The organism is Azospirillum endophyticum, from assembly GCF_016595245.1.
Classification (GTDB): Bacteria; Pseudomonadota; Alphaproteobacteria; order Azospirillales; family Azospirillaceae; genus Azospirillum; species Azospirillum endophyticum.
This window is the reverse complement of the sequence record NZ_JAENHM010000052.1, coordinates 1-15,926: the sequence shown is the minus strand read 5'-3', so window position 1 is coordinate 15,926 and position 15,926 is coordinate 1. Positions and strand designations below refer to the sequence as shown.

Genomic DNA, 15,926 nt, shown 5'->3' with positions numbered 1-15,926 from the left:
GAAGATCGGACCGCGCGTCAGCGCTGTTGCCCGGCGGAGCTGCGGCAGTCGGTCAGGATGTTGCCGATTGTCACCCGTTCCCGCTCGTCCATGCTGAGGTCCCAGCGGGCCTTCACCAGGATCCAGTCGGCGACATAGAGGCAGATGCCGTCGCGCTTGGGAGGCAGCCACTCCTCCGGCCCTTTGGAGCCTTTGGCGCGGTTGGCCTCGCGGCTGGCGGCGAGCAGGGTCAGAGGATCGCTGGTGTCGTTGGCGTAGGCGGCGCGCTTCTCCCGGCTCCAGTCGTATCCGCCGCTGGCGTAGGTCTCCTCGAGCGGCACCCGATGGTCGATGTCGACCATTTGCGGATCGGTGTAGCGCTCCCCGGTATAGGGGTCGAGCCAGTCGCCGGATTTCACGCTGCAGCCTTTGGCGTCGAGCGTCGCCGGGCGCTGGGAATCGCGGATCAGCACCTTCTCGCGCGCATTCAGGCATCCGCCGTCGAGCGCCAGCCAGTGGGGCCATTCCTCGCGCTGGTAGCCGCCGCGCTTCTCTGGCTCCACCCGGATGGCGTCGAGCCGGCGGGTCACCTCGGCGTAGTCGATCCGGTCGGACGGGCGGGCGGCGACCGGCGGCGGCGGCTCGGCAGGCTCCTGCTTGCGCGGCTGGCGCGGGCGGTGGGGCTCCTCACCCAGCAATCGGTCGAGCGTGCCGGGCGGAATGATGTGGAGCCGCTCGGCCACCGCGACGACGGCGAGCACAGCAAGGACGATGAACAGCGCCCGAAGGGGGAGGGATCGGCGGCGGGCCACGTTTAAGCCTTCAAGGACCTGGTTCCTCTCCCCTGGAGGGGAGAGGGGGAAATCGCCGCCGTCGTCATGCCCTGCTCATCTTCTTGATCCGCTATCGTCATACTCCGCTATGGGGTCGGACCTCAAGGCATGCGACCGGTCAGGGTGGCGCTCAGGCCCTGCAGAAGGCCGATCTGGCACATGGTGTCGAAGGTGGAGCGCATCAGCGACGGGTCGCCGATCGACACGCGGATGTCGCCGGCCCGAGCTTCGGTGTGGCGGCGGCGGACCTTGCTGCCGCAAAGTTCCTGCAGCACCTCCAGCAACATGACCAGCGAGGTCGCGCGGCCGGTGCAGAGATTGTAGACCTGCGCCCCGGCGAAGCGGCGCTCCATCGCCAGCGCCAGGATGCGCACGACGTCGCCGACGAAGACGAAGTCGCGGACCTGCTGGCCGTCGCCGTGAAGCTCGACGTCTTCGCCGCGGGCGACGCGGCGGGCGAAGATGGAGATCACGCCGGAATAGGGCGACATCGGATCCTGGCGCGGGCCGTAGACGTTGAAGAAGCGGAAGCCCATTGTCGGCACGCCCTGGATCGCCCAGGCGACGCGGGCATGCATCTCGCAGCCCAGCTTGTCGACGCCATAGGCGGACAGCGGACGCGGCAGTTCGTCCTCCTTCAGCGGGGTGTTGGTGTTGTCCCCGTAGACGGCGGCGGAGGAAGCGTAGACCACCGGAACCGGGCTCCCGCGCTTGGCGTCGCGCGCCGCCTCGAACACGGTGACGGTGCCTAGCAGGTTGGTGCGGTGGGTCTCCGCCCACAGCTCCCGCGATTTCTGCACCGATGCCACGGCGGCGAGATGGAAGACGCCGTCGACTCCCTCGCCGGCATCGCCGGCCATCGCCTCGCGCACCGCGCCAGGATCGGCCACGTCGCCCACCACCAGTCTCGCGGCGGTGGGCTTGTTCTCCAGCCGGCCGCTCGACAGGTTGTCGAGGATCGTCACGCGATGCCCATCGGCAAGCAGCCTGTCGGCCAGATGCGAGCCGATGAAACCGCAGCCGCCGGTGATGAGGTAGTGCGCCATGGTCCGTCCAAGCCCTTCCTTCGTTGCATCGGCGTTGCCGCATTGCAGCGGATGCGCCGGAAATCCCTTTCAAGAGTCGGGATACAACCTGCAGTCTGCCAGACCATCTTCGGGATAGGGGCCTGCCTCAACCGGGGAGCCGGCCCCGCCCATACGGCAACTTCGCGGGCGAATCGGTCCGACTTTCTCTATGACGGTTTCGGGACAGGCGGCATCGACGGTTCAACAGGCTTATCCACCATCTTGTCCACGGTTCTGTGGATAACCATGGTCAAGCATGGGAAGCTTCCATGCGCGTCGGGCCAGTCACACTGATGCAGAAATGCTGCTGACTACGAACGGTTTTGCCAACGGATCCTTTGCTGCGGAGCACAATGCAATCCCAAGCAAAAGGCCCCACCGTGGCAGTTATGCCACGGTGGGGCCTGTCTCAAGTATCCGAGGCAGCCTGTGGAGCAAAGACCGGCTTGCGCTTTGCCGGAGTCAGGGCTGCTTGGAGCCGAGCATCTCGGCCTTCACGGTGGCGAAGGCCCAGTCCAGCCAGGGCAGCACCGCCTCCATGTCCTCGTTCTCCACCGTGGCGCCGCCCCACAGACGCAGGCCGGGAGGCGCGTCGCGGTAGGACCCGGCGTCGAAGGCAGCCTCCTCCTTCTCCAGCAGGGCCGACAGCTTCTTGGCAAAGGCGGCCTGTCCCTCTTCGGACAGGGCGGCCACGTCCGGATCGGTGAAGCGCAGGCAGATCGAGGTGCAGGAGCGGTTCGCAGGATCCTTGGCGAGGAAGTCGGCCCAGGGGCTGGTCTCCACCCAGTCCGCGACGATGCGCAGATTCTGTTCCGAGCGGCGGATCAACTGGGTCAGGCCGCCCAGCGACAGGGCCCAGCGCAGTCCGTCGATCGCGTCCTCGACGCACAGCATCGACGGGGTGTTGATGGTGTCGCCTTCGAAGATGCCTTCGATCAGCTTGCCGTTCTTGGTCATGCGGAAGATCTTCGGCAGCGGCCGGTCGGGCTGGAAAGTCTCCAGCCGTTCGACGGCGCGCGGACTCAGCACCAGCATGCCGTGCGCTGCCTCGCCGCCCAGCACCTTCTGCCAGGACCAGGTGGCGACGTCGATCTTGTGCCAGGGCAACGCCATGGCGAACGCCGCGGAGGTGGCGTCGCAGATGGACAGGCCCTGGCGGTCGTCGGCGATCCAGTCGCCGTTCTCCACCCGCACGCCGGCGGTGGTGCCGTTCCAGGTGAAGACGACGTCGCGGCTGAAATCGACCGTGGACAGGTCCGGCAGTTCGCCATACGGAGCGATCAGGTTGCGGACGTCCGGCAGCTTCAACTGCTTGGCGACGTCGGTCACCCATTCGCTGCCGAAGCTTTCCCAGGCCAGCATATCGACGCCGCGCGCGCCCAGCATCGACCACAGCGCCATCTCCACCGCCCCGGTGTCGGAGGCCGGAACGATGCCGATGCGGTAGTCGCCGGGGATGCCCAGCACCGCGCGGGTGAGGTCGATGACCTCCTTCAGCTTGGCCTTGCCCGGCTTGGAGCGGTGGGAACGGCCCAGCAGTGCGCCGTCCAGCGCGTCGAGCGACCAGCCCGGGCGTTTGGCGCAAGGACCCGAGGAGAAGAGCGGATTGGACGGACGGCGGCTGGGCCGGCTGATGCTGCTGGCATTCATGGAGCGGACTTCCTGTCCCGGAACGGGAATGTGCGGAGGTCCGGACCTTAAAAGCTGCGCACCCCGGCGTCAATCGAGGGACGCGGAACCCAGCCGGGCCGGATTTGCAGGTCCGCCATCGGGTGTCGCGCGCGGGCCGCTTACCCCGGGCCGCTTACTTGGTGCGGCCGATCTTGCCGTTGCGGTAGGTCCAGGCCGCTTCGCCGCCACCGCCTGGCTGCGGCATGGACACGGTCAGGACATCGTTGTCGATGGTGACCTGGGCGGCATCGCTGCACGAGCCGAAGGGGTAGGAGACCGACGGCTGCGGCCCGCCGACCTCCAGGATGCGGAAGCGGGTCGGGCAGTCCTTGGTGCCGGTGTCGGCCTGGAACAGGGCGATCCAGCGGTCCTTCAGGGAATAGGCGCCGACGAAGGACAGCATATCGCTTTCCTTGTCTTCGAACACGGGCTTGTCGTTCACCGAAACCTGGGTGTGCTTCGGTCCGATGTCCGTCATCGTCAGCACCGTGTTCCCCAGCGCCGCCATCAGGCGGGGCTCGGCCGCCTCGGCGGACATGGCCGTTCCGACGACGATCCCGAAGGCGATCGAAAGGCTTCCCACCACCGCGGCGCGCACACTAAGAACCCGCAAAGGCCGTCTCCCTGGCTGCTGCGCCCCGGCGGGGCGGCTTTACCGAACGGCGCGCACCATAATGCGGTGCGCGCTTCGCCGGAAGCCGTCCTTTTCGTCACGCGGCCGGCAGCGTCAGCGGATGTTGACGCTGAACCCGAAGCCGGGGGCCACCGGCTGCGGCGCATAGACGACGGGCGGCGGCGCATAGATCACCCGGGGTGGAGGCGGCGGAGCGTAAACGACCGGGGGCGGCGCGTAAACGACGGGCGGCGGAGCGTAATAGACGCCGCGCTCGCGCCAGTGGCGATGGTGGGGACGCTCCCAGCCGCGCCACTCCGGGCCACCGCGTCCGGGACCGCCCCAGTCCCGGCCATGGTCCCCGCGCCAGCCGTCATGGGCGGCGGCCGGGGCGACGGTGGCGCCCAGCATCGATCCGGCGACCAGCGCCCCCAGAACCAAGGCTTTCATTCCAAAACCAAAACGGCCAGTCATTCCGGCGTCCTCCTGGTGTCGAGGTATCTCGTTCCCCATGAGTCGAAGAACGTCGCCGCCCCCAGTTTCATTCCACCCGTTCGGGAAGGATTTGGTCGTATGACTTTAGCTATAAGCTCAGGTCCGGCCTTCGGCCAGGCTGCGGCGGGCGGGTGACGGCGGCGCGAACAGGCTGGGCGGTTTGTAGGCCGGCCGGTCGGCAGGCCGGCCGAAATGATAGCCCTGGGCCAGCTCGAACCCCCAGGCGTTCAGCTGTGCCGCCTGATCCTGGGTCTCGACCATCTCGGCGATCACCTGTACGCGGATTTCCCGGCACAGCCCGACCATCGCGCGCAGGATGGCGTCGTCGCGCGGGCTGCCGCCCAGCCGGCGGACATAGCTGCCGTCGATCTTCACGAAATCAACCGGCAACGCCTGGATATAAGGAAAGGATGCCGCCCCGGCGCCGAAATCGTCCAGGCAGATGCGGTGGCCGGCGCGCCGCAGGTCTTCGAGGATGCGGGCGGCGCGCGGCAGGTCGGTCAGGCCGGTCGACTCGGTCACCTCCACCAGCAGGCGGGAGCGCAGGGCCGGGTCGCGGGCGACCAGCCGCTGGAAGGCCACCACGAAAATGTCGCTGGAGAGCGAGGCCGCGGACATGTTGACGGCGATCTGCACCGCAGGGTCGGCCGCCAGTGTCTCAAGCGTCTTCTCGCAGACCAGCAGGTCGACGTCATGAACCATGCCGATCTGTTCGGCGAACGCGATGGTCGGGCCTGGGGCGCCGTTGGGAAAGCGGGCCAGCGCCTCGTAATGGTGCAGGCCGCGGGTGGCGAGCGAGACGATGGGCTGGAACTGCAGCTTCAGGCGGTCGTCGGACAAGGTCGAGCGCAGGCTGGTCACCCGCGTCACCGTCTGGTCGACCAGGAGCTTGACCGCATCATGCATGGTGGAGATGTCGAAATTCGCCGTCTCCTCGGCGAAGCTCTTCACCGTGAACATCAGCACCCGTCCGGCATCCTCGCGGCTGAGCCCGGGGGCCGACATGTCGAGCGTCAGCTTTTCCGACTCCAGGGCCCGGCCGTCCGGCGACAGGCCGGCGCCGGTCGTCGCGATCTCGTCGGCGAGCGTGTCGGCCGACACGTCGCTGCCGTGGACGAGGCCGAAGCGGTCCTCTCCCAGCCGGGTCGCCAGCGTGTCGTCGGCGGCATGCATGCGCAGCAGCGCTCCGACCTCGCCCAGCAGGCGCAGGGTCAATTCGGGACCCAGGCGCGATTTGACTTCGCCGAAATCGGGAATCTTGATCAGGGTCAGCTTGGGCGGCGCCTTGCCGACGTCGACGCCGAAGCGCTCCCCCAGCTGCGCCTGGAAGGCTTCGGGATCGAGCAGCCCGGTCTCGGCGTCTCGCGCCGGTTGCGTCACGCCGGCCTCCCGGCTTTCCATCCTTGTCAGCGTCAGCTGCACGTTGGGCGAACGGCCGAGGCGGTAACCGGACAAGGTTGCCTGCATGCCGCCGGTCAGCGCCACCACGCGCGGCTCCAGCCGGCGGTTGGGGCCGGCGGTGCGCAGCAGGCGCCGGACCAGCCCGCGGTCGCCGGCCGCAACCACCCGGTCGATGGGCTGACCGATCAGATCGGCATCGGAAATGCCCAGAACATGCTGCAAGGCGCCGGTTGCAAAGCCGACCAGCCCACGGGCGTCCACCTCGATCAGCACATCCGCATTGGCGAATGCGAAGCCCAGGAAGCGTGCGACGTCCGATGTCATGATGCCTCGGCAGGAACGCGGGTGGGCGGGAGGAGGGCCGGACACGGCGCCCGGAAAGGTAAAAAGTCTGTCGAAGGTTCGCATTCCAAACGTAAAGGAAACCCTACCATCTCGAAATTACATAGCCCACGAATACCCGTGCCGCGCGTGCCGCGCGTGCCGTGCGGCGGCCGGCAAGCTGGTGATTTCCGCGTGGGCCGGACCTGCGGTCGCTACCGCATCCGCTGAGCTGCGGTCGCTACCGCATCCGCTGAAGTGATCGCGCCCGGTGGAAGGTGGAACGGCGTGAAACGCTTTTCCGGGGATGTTCCATCCGGCCCTACCGGCGCCGGGAGAACGGGCCGGCGGCGCGGCCGTTCGCCGGTCCGGCGCCGAGGCTGGGATAGGGATCGTCGGGGTTGACGGTCCAGGGATAGGCGCCCTTCGGGCCTTCGGCTTCCGGCCGGGCGAGGATGGCGGCGACGGCGCGCGGATCGGGCGGCGTCCGCTCGCGCAGCGCGCCGGGGAGGTCGTCGTCGAGTTCGGGAACGGTGACGGCGGGCGGGTCTTCCGGCCTGGGGGCCGGCTTCGGGGCGGGCGGATGGTCCGGCTGGGCGGCTTGCCGGGTGGTTGCCGGCATGTCGAGGCCGGCGAAGAGGCCGAGCCGGTCGGCCAGCCAGCGGACGGTGGCGGGATCGCCGGCGGCGACCAGCCGCTCGATCTGTTCGGCCACCAGGATGCGCAGCGAGGACAGGCGCAGCTCAGCCTCACGGTTCAGCGCCTGCCGCTCCCACCATACCCTGTGACGGAAGTCCTTGGAGCCGTAATAGGCCCGCCACAGCGTGGTGCGGCTGCAGCCCATGGCGCGGGAGACCTGGAGGAAGGAACTGCCGCGGGACAGCATGCCGGCGGCCATGATCCATTGCTCCTCGTGGAACTGCGATCCGGGGACCAGCGCGCCTTCGGCAGGAACCGGCGGCTCTTCGGCCCAGCAGGGGAAATGGTCGTTCTGGAGGGTACGGCTGTCGAGGGGCATGGCTTCACTCCGCAGGATGATGGGACCATCGCGGAGAAGATATAGGATTTTTATCCTTCATGGTCGGGCTTTGTGCAAAACCGGAAGCGACCGTCTTCCTGACTGGCCTGATGCCGCCGCTTCCCCATGCAGGGCTTTTATGGTAAATGACCTGCCATGGTAGAGACGCGACGTACCGGAGACCGTTCCAACGAGCCGATCCGCCCCGATGCCGGCGGCGGACGGGTTCCCGCGGCCGGAGCGCGCGGCCGGGCGGAGGGCGTCGCCCAGCAGGGGCGGCAGCGGGTTCCGACCTTGCGCGAACTGGCTGCCCTTGTGGTCAACGGGGTGCTGACCCTGCCCCGCAACTACCGCCGCGGCATGTTCCTCGACGTTCAGGTGTAGGCCGCCGCCTCGCGGCCGAACAGCCGCTGCAGCAACAGCGGCGGCAGTTCGTATTGCGGCAGGCACAGGCTGGTGCTGCGGGCGTGCAGCGTGTGCAGGCACAGCCCCTCCACGTCCGGAAAGGCGGCGACGCGGAAGCCATCCCGGGCGGCCTTGACGAAGGGCGCATCCTCGCAGGCGTTCACCGGGGGAAAGCGCACCGCCTCCCAAACGGCGCGGCGGTAGGCGTAGGAAAAGCCGTAGCCGTCGAGATTGTCGGGGGACATCGGGGTGTCCGGCGCCTCGACATAGCTGCAGCCCTGCCGTCCCCAGCGGTGGTGCGAACCGCCGCCGGCGGTGTCCCAATAGCCGAAGCGGCGATGCGGCACGCTGTAGAGGAACCAGCCCGACAGCTTCACCAGGTCATGCCCCCGGTCCAGCCATTCCAGCATCCGCTCCACATAGGCCGGCGCATAGAAATCATCGTCGTCCATGTGGACGATCACCGAGCCCTTGGCATGCTCGGCCAGGATGTTGCGCTTTTCGCCGATCGCATAGCGGCCGGCCGAATAGAAGTATTTCAGCCGCTGACTTGCCAGCGGCTTCAGGTAGGCCGACGGGCGCGGGCTGTCGTCGAACACCAGCCACTCGATCTCGCCATGGGTCTGCGCCCGGATGCAGGCGTGCAGGCGGGGCAGGAAATCCTCGCGCTGCCAAGTGGGCGTGATGATGCTGACGAGGGGCGCAACCGGGGGGATGACCGGCGGAATGAAGGGAGTGGGCGTCATGGTCGTTTCTTGCCTGCACCGGCGGCCTGCCTGTAGACAGGCGGCAGGATAGCACCGTCCGTGGGCCGGCGCTGGCGCGAAGGAAGGGAAGGGCGCTTGTGGGAATGACAGACCGGATCTGGATCGTCTTCGCCGCGTTGAACGGCGCCATGGCGGTCGGCAGCGGCGCCTATGCCAGCCATGCGCTGGCCGGCCAGCCGCAGGAGTGGTTCCGCACCGCCGGCCAGTTTCAGATGGCGCATGCGCTGGCCCTGCTGCTGCTGGTGGCGCTGAACGGCCGGCTGGCCGGCCGGGCGGCCGGGCTGCTGGCCCTGCGGATTGCCGGCTGGCTGTTCGCCGCCGGGATCCTGCTGTTCTGCGGCACGCTTTACGCGCTGGCCACGGTCGGACCGTTGCCGGTGCCGATGACGGCGCCGGCCGGCGGGTGGAGTTTCATGCTGGGTTGGGTTGCCCTGGCGGTCGCGGCGCTGACGGCGCGTGGCTGAGCCCTGCGCCGCTCCGTTTTCGGCGGCGCAAATCCGGGGGACTCAGCCTGCCGCGGCGGTCCGCAGGTCGGACCGCTCGGCGCTTGGATCGCCGGTGCGCCCGTCGGTATCGGTATCGGCGTCGGAGTCCGTCACGGCCGGGGTGCAGTAGAGCCCGTGAAGCGTGGTCATGATGGTCTGGGCCTCGTGCCCGTTCAGCGAGTAATAGATGTTCTGGGCACTGCGCCGGGTGCGGACCAGATTGTCATTGCGCAGCCGGGCCAAATGCTGGGACAGCGCCGACTGGCTGAGGCCGACCAGATCCTCCAATTCGCCGACCGATCGCTCGCCCTGGCTCAGGTGGCATAGGATGAGCAGGCGCCGCTCATTGCACATCGCCTTCAACAGTGCACTCGCCCGGCGGGCGTTGGCTTGCAAATCCTCGATCTTCATCGCTTTATCGCCGCCCTGTCCGTTCCGATTCGTTTTGCTAGTGAGCCGTCGTTGCGCGGCCTGGCAAAGAAAAATGCTCGTATCCTAGTATATTCGTACATCATGGGGATTGTCCACCTGTGGGAATCCGGCAGCGGGACCTCGCCGCTGCTTGGAGCCGATGAAGCCTTGAGCGTCGCCGTCATCGTCAGCCGCGGCTTTTTCTCGTTCTGCTGAACAATGGTTCCGGAGATATATCCGCTTGCGGTTGTGAGCGATAATCATCCGCAACGCCGGCGGCATTCATCCAATGGATGGCCCCACCATCCGTCGTGACACGGCATCGCGCGTCGGATAGCATTTTGCCATGACCGACCGTTCAGCGACCGACCGTCCAATCGACCATCCCCTGAACGCCAGGGGCCTGCAATGCCCGCTTCCCGTCCTGCGTGCACGCAAGGCGATCAAGGCCATCGCCATCGGCGACACCTTGACGGTGGAGGCCACCGACCCCGGCGCCCGCAAGGATTTCCCGGCCTTCTGCGAGGCGACGGGCAACCGCCTGCTGTCCGTCGCGGAGGAGGACGGCATCCTGCGCTTCGTCATCGAACGGGTGGCCTGACCGGTCCCGCGGACGATCCGGCACATGGCCCCGCCGCATCCGTCCGTACTCCAATCCGGTCGTGTCACGGATTGCCGCGGTTCTCGAAAGTGGACTGTGACGAATCGTCCTGTATTCCGCCTGTACTTTCATTGGCGATGCGGGAAGAATGGTTTTCGGAAACGCCGCGAATACCGCCCGAAAACCAACGATAACGACCGAAAAATCGATGTTCACCACCCTGTTCACCCACCCGGCGTGCCTGGAGCACGACACGGGCCTCGGTCATCCCGAATGCTCCGACCGTCTGCGTGCCGTGCTCGCCGCGCTGGAGACGGAGGAGTTCCACATGCTGGAACGGCAGGAGGCGCCGCGCGCCACGGTTGAGCAACTGCTGCGGGCGCACCCGCAATCGCACATCGACCGGGTGCTGTCCCTGATCCCCGAAGTCGAGCATGCGGGCGTCGACGCCGACACGGTCGTCTCGCCCGGGTCCGGGGAAGCGGCGCTGCGCGCGGCCGGGGCGGTCTGCGCCGCGGTCGATGCCGTGGCGACCGGCCAGTCGCGCAATGCCTTCTGCGCCGTCCGGCCGCCCGGGCACCATGCGGAGCGGGAGAAGGCCATGGGCTTCTGCCTGTTCAACAATGCCGCCGTCGGTGCCTTCCACGCCCGTGCGGCCCATGGCCTGCAGCGGGTTGCGGTGATGGATTTCGACGTCCATCACGGGAACGGCACCCAGGACATCCTGCAGTTCGACCCGGACATGCTCTATTGCTCCACCCATCAGTCGCCGCTCTATCCCGGCACCGGCGACGCGGGCGAGAAGGGGGAGTACGGCAACTGCGTCAATGCGCCGCTGCCGGCCATGGCCGGGTCGCCGGAATTCCGCCATGCGATGACGCACGTCATCCTGCCGGCGATCGACCATTTCAAACCCGACCTGCTGATCATCTCCGCCGGGTTCGATGCCCATTCGCGCGATCCGCTGGCCGGACTGCATCTGATCGACGATGATTTCGTCTGGGCCACGCGCAAGCTGGGCGAACTGGCCCGTACCCATTGCGGGGCGCGGATCGTCTCGGTCCTGGAGGGCGGCTACAATCTTCGCGCCCTGGCGTCGGCGAGCGCCGCCCATGTCCGCGAGCTGATGTACTGCTGACCATGACTCGCCGACGGTGCGCTCCCGGCTCCGCGGCTTTCCGATCGCGAAGGGTTGCCTCTTCCGAAAGTGGGGGGAATCGACCGAACGCATAGGCCGCACCTAGGCCGCAAGGGCCGGGGCACGGGGTTGCCTCGGCCCTTGCGCCGGACGAGGGCGGGGCATACCTTCGCGGGCTTGAGGTTCCATCGATGGTTCTGTCCGACATGCCCCCTTCCGCCTCCGCCGTTTCGATTCCAGGCGTTCCGAATCCAGGCACCGCCATTCCGCCCGACATCGCCGCCCTCAGCTTCGAGGATGCGCTCGCCGAGCTGGAGCGGATCGTCCGCCAGCTCGAGGAAGGGCGCGGCAAGCTCGACGACGCCATCTCCTCCTACGAGCGGGGCACGGCGCTGAAGCGCCATTGCGAGATGAAGCTGCGCGAGGCGCAGGCGAAGATCGACCGCATCACCGTGACCGCCGACGGTTCCCTCGGCACCGAACCCGCCCGGATCGACTGACGTGCAGACCATTTCCCAGACCGAGTTCAAAGCCGCGCTGGCCGATATCGCCCAGGCGGTCGAGGTCAAGATCAACGCCCTGCTGCCGACCACCGACCTGCCGGAAGCGCGGGTGTTCGACGCCATGCGCTATGGCTGCCTGAACGGCGGCAAACGGCTGCGTCCCTTCCTGGTGATGCAGTCGGCGGCCCTGTTCGGCGTCAATCCCGACTGCGCCATCCGCGTCGCCGCCGCGGTGGAGATGGTCCACAGCTATTCCCTGATCCATGACGATTTGCCGGCGATGGACGACGGCGAACTGCGGCGCGGGCGCCCGACCTGCCACCGCCAGTTCGACGAGGCGACCGCCATCTTGGCCGGCGACGGGCTGCTGACCTTCGCCTTCGAGGTGCTGGCCGACCCGGCGACGCACGAGGATCCCAACATCCGCTGCCAGCTGGTGGCGGCGCTGGGCAAGGCGGCCGGCGGCCACGGCATGGTCGGCGGCCAGATGCTGGATCTGATCGCGGAGCACGAGACCTTCGACCTCGGCACCACCACCCGGCTGCAGCGGATGAAGACCGGCGAGATGATCGCCTTTTCCTGCGAGGCCGGCGGCGTCCTGGGCAAGGCCAACCCGCCGCAGCGCACGGCGCTGCGCGCCTACGCCCATGATCTGGGGCTGGCCTTCCAGATCGTCGACGATTTGCTGGACGTGGAAGGCACGGCGGAGGAGACCGGCAAGACGGTCGGCCGCGACGCCCAGGCCGGCAAGGCGACCTTCGTGTCGATCCTGGGCCGCGACCGTGCCCGCGCCCAGGCGGAGATGCTCGCCGATCAGGCATCGCAGCACTTGGACATTTTCGATGGGCGTGCCGATATGTTGAAGGCCGTCGCCGACTTCGTCGTCGCGCGCCGCGCCTGACCAGAGCTTTGAGGACCATCACGACGTGACCGCCACCAAGACCCCGCTGCTCGACCTTTGTCCGACGCCAGCCAAGCTGCGGGCCCTCAAGCCCGAGCAGCTCCGCCAGTTCGCAGACGAGCTGCGCACCGAGACCGTGGACGCCGTGTCGGTGACCGGCGGCCATCTCGGCGCCGGGTTGGGGGTGGTGGAGCTGACGGTTGCGCTCCATTACGTGTTCGACACGCCCTTCGACCGGCTGATCTGGGACGTCGGGCACCAGTGCTACCCGCACAAGATCCTGACCGGGCGGCGCGACCGCATCCGCACGCTGCGCATGGGCGGGGGCTTGAGCGGCTTCACCAAACGGTCGGAGAGCGAATACGATCCTTTCGGAGCCGGGCACAGCTCCACCTCCATCTCCGCCGGTCTCGGCATGGCGGTCGCCAGCAAGATCAAGGGCGAGCGGCGCAACGTCATCGCCGTGATCGGCGACGGGTCGATGAGCGCCGGCATGGCGTACGAGGCGATGAACAACGCCGCGTCCACCAAGTCGCGGCTGATCGTCATCCTCAACGACAACGACATGTCGATCGCCCCGCCGGTGGGGGCGATGAGCGCCTACCTGTCGCGGCTGATCTCGTCCAAGCCCTACCTGTCGCTGCGTCATCTGGCGAAGGAGATCGCCGACCAGCTGCCGCGTCCGCTGCGCAACGCCGCCCGGCGGGCGGAGGAATATGCCCGCGGCATGGTCACCGGCGGCACCCTGTTCGAGGAGCTGGGCTTCTACTACATCGGCCCGATCGACGGCCACAACCTGGACCATCTGCTGCCGGTCCTGCAGAATGTCCGCGATGCCGACGACGACAAGCCGGTGCTGATCCATGTCGTCACCAAGAAGGGCAAGGGCTATGGCCCGGCGGAGGAGTCAGCGGACAAGCTGCACGCCGTCGCCAAGTTCGACGTGGTGACCGGCGCCCAGTCCAAGCCGAAATCCAACGCGCCGACCTACACCCGCATCTTCGCCCAGAGCCTGATCGCCGAGGCGGCGGCCGATCCGAGCATCGTCGGCATCACCGCCGCCATGCCGTCGGGCACCGGGCTGGACCTGTTCGGGGAGCGCTTCCCCGACCGCTGCTTCGACGTCGGCATCGCCGAACAGCATGCGGTGACCTTCGCCGCCGGCATGGCGACGGAGGGGTTCAAGCCCTTCTGCGCCATCTATTCGACCTTCCTGCAGCGCGCCTACGACCAAGTCATCCATGACGTGGTGCTGCAGCATCTGCCGGTGCGCTTCGCGCTGGACCGTGCCGGTCTGGTCGGGGCGGACGGGGCGACCCACGCCGGATCCTTCGACACCGCCTATCTCGGCTGCCTGCCCGACATCGTGCTGATGGCGGCGGCGGACGAGCTGGAGCTGATGCACATGGTGGCGACCCAGGCCGCGATCGACGACCGCGCGTCCGCCCTGCGCTATCCGCGCGGCGAGGGGGTGGGGCTGGAACTGCCCGACCGCGGCAGTGTCCTGCCGCTCGGCAAGGGGCGCATCCTGCAGGAAGGCACCAAGATCGCCATCCTCAGCTATGGGACCCGCCTGGGCGAGGCCCGGCGCGCGGCGGCGGAGCTGGCGGCGCGCGGCCTGTCGACCACGCTGGCCGATGCCCGCTTCGCCAAGCCGCTGGACGAGGATCTGGTCCGCCGCCTCGCCCTGGAACATGAGATGCTGATCACCATCGAGGAAGGCTCGGTCGGTGGGTTCGGCAGCTTCGTGCTGCAGTTCCTGGCGACTTCCGGCCTGCTGGACGGTGGACTGAAGATCCGGCCGATGGTTCTGCCGGACCTCTATCTCGACCATGACTCGCCGGCCAAGCAATACGAGACCGCCGGCCTGACCGCGCAGCACATCGTCCGCACCGCGCTCCAGGCATTGGGGATCGAGAGCGCCGCGGCGCGGGCCTGAGCGTTCGTTTCCTATCCATCCTTTCGTCGAATCCTTCCGAACGGCGTAATTCCATTTGTCTATCGAGGTTTCGGGTTGTTGGACTGGTGCGGAGCGCGAGCGGCGCCTTAAACTGCCCAGGCTGAAATGGTAACCCGCCGCTGACGGAGGGATGAGCCGACGGCGGAAGAAGACGGGGTCAGGGGCGATGGCGCATATGATGGCGGTCACGGCATTCCGGAATGCGGAGTTCGGTGCGGATTCGGGGGCGGATCGGCTGGCCGGCGCCGATGATGCGGCCGGCGGCGTCGGCATCGACGATCCGGGAATGATGCGCTGCCTGATCGAGCAGACGCCGACGCCCACCGCGCTGGTGGAGGGGGAGGGCGATCGCTGCGCCTTTGCCAACGCCGCCTTCCGCGCCCTCGGCGTCGTCGCCGGAGGCGATGTGAGCGAGCAGTTTCCGGCCCTGTCGTCGTCCCTGCTGGCCGAGGCGCGGCGGACCGGTCAGCCCCAGCGCAACCGGGCGGCCGGCGACCATGCCGCCGATGGCGAACGGTTCTGGGATTTGCGCGTCACGCCGATGCTGGGCGTCAACGGTGCCGTCCGCGCCCTGATCGTCACGGCGGAGGAAATCCCGGAGTCGGCGGCCGAGCATGACCGGAGGCTGCGCGACGTCAGCCACCGGCTGAAGAACACGCTGCAACTGGTTTCCAGCCTGCTGACCCTGCAGACCCTGTCGAGCAAGGATCCGGAGATTCGGCGCGCCCTGCAGAGCGCCGGGGGCCGGATCGGCATCGTCACCCAGGCCCACCAGCGCACCCATGGCGCCCTGCGCGCCGGCGCCGTCGACATGGCGGTCCATCTGCGCGAGCTTTGCCAGGAACTCGAGGCGACCCTGCCCGGCGCGCACCGCATCCAGGTTGCGGCGGACGCGACCGAGATGCCGGTGGAGGCGGTCATTCCCTTCAGCCTGATCGTCAGCGAACTGGTCGGCAATGCGGCGCGCCATGCCTATCCCGCCGGAGGCCCCGGCACGATCGACGTGCGGCTCGACCGAGGCCAAGCCGGCGGCGTCCATCTGGAGGTCGTCGATCGCGGCGTCGGCTTGCCGGCCGGCCTGGACGTCGTCCGCGCGACGACGCTGGGGTTGAAGGTGGTGCGTGCCTTCGTCGGCCAGCTGCGCGGAAAGATGACGGCGGACAGCAGTCCCGGCGGCACCCGCGTGTCGGTGGATTTTCCACTCGCCTGACGCCCGCCGCTCCCGATCGGGAGCCGGGGCTCAGGGCTCCGAAGCCGGGTTAAGAAGGGCGCTTATAAGCCCTCCCCCCCTGGGGAGCTACGGCATGCACAGATCTCGCTTCTGCGAACGAGATGCAACTTTCTCTAGCGAATATCC

Annotated in this window: 18 protein-coding genes; 9 read left to right on the top strand and 9 right to left on the bottom strand. The window is 67.9% G+C overall.

The window, feature by feature from the left end; all coding sequences use genetic code 11:
• Positions 1–17: 17 nt before the first annotated feature.
• The 7 genes from JHL17_RS17505 to JHL17_RS17475 form a co-directional block, all read right to left on the bottom strand.
• Positions 18–791 (bottom strand): GmrSD restriction endonuclease domain-containing protein, encoded by a 774-nt coding sequence (locus JHL17_RS17505; protein WP_200194917.1) that lies wholly within the window; start codon positions 789–791, stop codon positions 18–20.
• A gap of 122 nt (positions 792–913) precedes the next feature.
• Positions 914–1,858, bottom strand: a complete 945-nt coding sequence (locus JHL17_RS17500; RefSeq protein ID WP_200194916.1) for an SDR family NAD(P)-dependent oxidoreductase — start codon at positions 1,856–1,858, stop codon at positions 914–916.
• 483 nt (positions 1,859–2,341) lie between these two features.
• On the bottom strand, positions 2,342–3,529 hold the full coding sequence (locus JHL17_RS17495) for a phosphoserine transaminase (protein ID WP_200194915.1): 1,188 nt from the start codon (positions 3,527–3,529) through the stop codon (positions 2,342–2,344).
• Positions 3,530–3,683: 154 nt separating this feature from the next.
• Positions 3,684–4,163, bottom strand: coding sequence for a hypothetical protein (locus JHL17_RS17490; protein ID WP_247893621.1), 480 nt, complete (start codon positions 4,161–4,163; stop codon positions 3,684–3,686).
• 114 nt (positions 4,164–4,277) lie between these two features.
• Entirely contained in the window at positions 4,278–4,613 is a 336-nt protein-coding gene (locus JHL17_RS17485; RefSeq protein WP_247893620.1) for a hypothetical protein, read from the bottom strand.
• A gap of 141 nt (positions 4,614–4,754) precedes the next feature.
• Complete coding sequence (locus tag JHL17_RS17480; protein WP_200194913.1) at positions 4,755–6,383, bottom strand: EAL domain-containing protein; 1,629 nt, start codon at positions 6,381–6,383, stop codon at positions 4,755–4,757.
• 319 nt (positions 6,384–6,702) lie between these two features.
• The gene (locus tag JHL17_RS17475) at positions 6,703–7,398 is read right to left on the bottom strand and encodes a hypothetical protein (protein ID WP_200194911.1); all 696 of its coding nucleotides are present in this window, start codon (positions 7,396–7,398) and stop codon (positions 6,703–6,705) included.
• 156 nt (positions 7,399–7,554) lie between these two features.
• Between JHL17_RS17475 and JHL17_RS17470 the strand changes: the two genes are divergently transcribed.
• Positions 7,555–7,782, top strand: a complete 228-nt coding sequence (locus tag JHL17_RS17470; protein ID WP_200194910.1) for a hypothetical protein — start codon at positions 7,555–7,557, stop codon at positions 7,780–7,782.
• Here the strand turns inward: JHL17_RS17470 and JHL17_RS17465 are convergent.
• On the bottom strand, positions 7,773–8,549 hold the full coding sequence (locus tag JHL17_RS17465) for a glycosyltransferase family 2 protein (protein WP_200194909.1): 777 nt from the start codon (positions 8,547–8,549) through the stop codon (positions 7,773–7,775). The genes JHL17_RS17470 and JHL17_RS17465 overlap by 10 nt on opposite strands.
• Positions 8,550–8,653: 104 nt before the next feature.
• On the opposite strand from JHL17_RS17465, the gene JHL17_RS17460 reads away from it, so the two are divergent.
• Positions 8,654–9,034 (top strand): DUF423 domain-containing protein, encoded by a 381-nt coding sequence (locus JHL17_RS17460; RefSeq protein WP_211113454.1) that lies wholly within the window; start codon positions 8,654–8,656, stop codon positions 9,032–9,034.
• A 42-nt stretch (positions 9,035–9,076) separates the two neighbouring features.
• Here JHL17_RS17460 and JHL17_RS17455 read toward each other — a convergent pair whose 3' ends face one another.
• Complete coding sequence (locus JHL17_RS17455; protein WP_200194907.1) at positions 9,077–9,466, bottom strand: ArsR/SmtB family transcription factor; 390 nt, start codon at positions 9,464–9,466, stop codon at positions 9,077–9,079.
• Between JHL17_RS17455 and JHL17_RS17450 the strand changes: the two genes are divergently transcribed.
• The 7 genes from JHL17_RS17450 (at position 9,446) to JHL17_RS17420 (ending at position 15,779) form a co-directional block, all read left to right on the top strand.
• Positions 9,446–9,682, top strand: coding sequence for a hypothetical protein (locus JHL17_RS17450; RefSeq protein ID WP_200194906.1), 237 nt, complete (start codon positions 9,446–9,448; stop codon positions 9,680–9,682). The two genes, JHL17_RS17455 and JHL17_RS17450, sit on opposite strands and share 21 nt — an antisense overlap.
• A 130-nt stretch (positions 9,683–9,812) precedes the next feature.
• On the top strand, positions 9,813–10,067 hold the full coding sequence (locus JHL17_RS17445) for a sulfurtransferase TusA family protein (RefSeq protein ID WP_200194905.1): 255 nt from the start codon (positions 9,813–9,815) through the stop codon (positions 10,065–10,067).
• A gap of 208 nt (positions 10,068–10,275) precedes the next feature.
• Positions 10,276–11,205 carry a histone deacetylase family protein gene (locus JHL17_RS17440; protein ID WP_042688856.1) on the top strand — a complete coding sequence of 310 codons (930 nt, stop codon included), beginning with the start codon at positions 10,276–10,278 and terminating at the stop codon, positions 11,203–11,205.
• A 191-nt stretch (positions 11,206–11,396) separates the two neighbouring features.
• Complete coding sequence (locus tag JHL17_RS17435; RefSeq protein ID WP_425599630.1) at positions 11,397–11,705, top strand: exodeoxyribonuclease VII small subunit; 309 nt, start codon at positions 11,397–11,399, stop codon at positions 11,703–11,705.
• Between the two features lies 1 nt (position 11,706).
• Positions 11,707–12,609, top strand: coding sequence for a farnesyl diphosphate synthase (locus tag JHL17_RS17430; protein ID WP_200194904.1), 903 nt, complete (start codon positions 11,707–11,709; stop codon positions 12,607–12,609).
• Between the two features lie 25 nt (positions 12,610–12,634).
• Positions 12,635–14,548 carry a 1-deoxy-D-xylulose-5-phosphate synthase gene (gene dxs, locus JHL17_RS17425; RefSeq protein WP_200194903.1) on the top strand — a complete coding sequence of 638 codons (1,914 nt, stop codon included), beginning with the start codon at positions 12,635–12,637 and terminating at the stop codon, positions 14,546–14,548.
• Between the two features lie 187 nt (positions 14,549–14,735).
• Complete coding sequence (locus tag JHL17_RS17420) at positions 14,736–15,779, top strand: sensor histidine kinase (RefSeq protein WP_200194902.1); 1,044 nt, start codon at positions 14,736–14,738, stop codon at positions 15,777–15,779.
• The last annotated feature ends 147 nt before the right edge of the window (positions 15,780–15,926 follow it).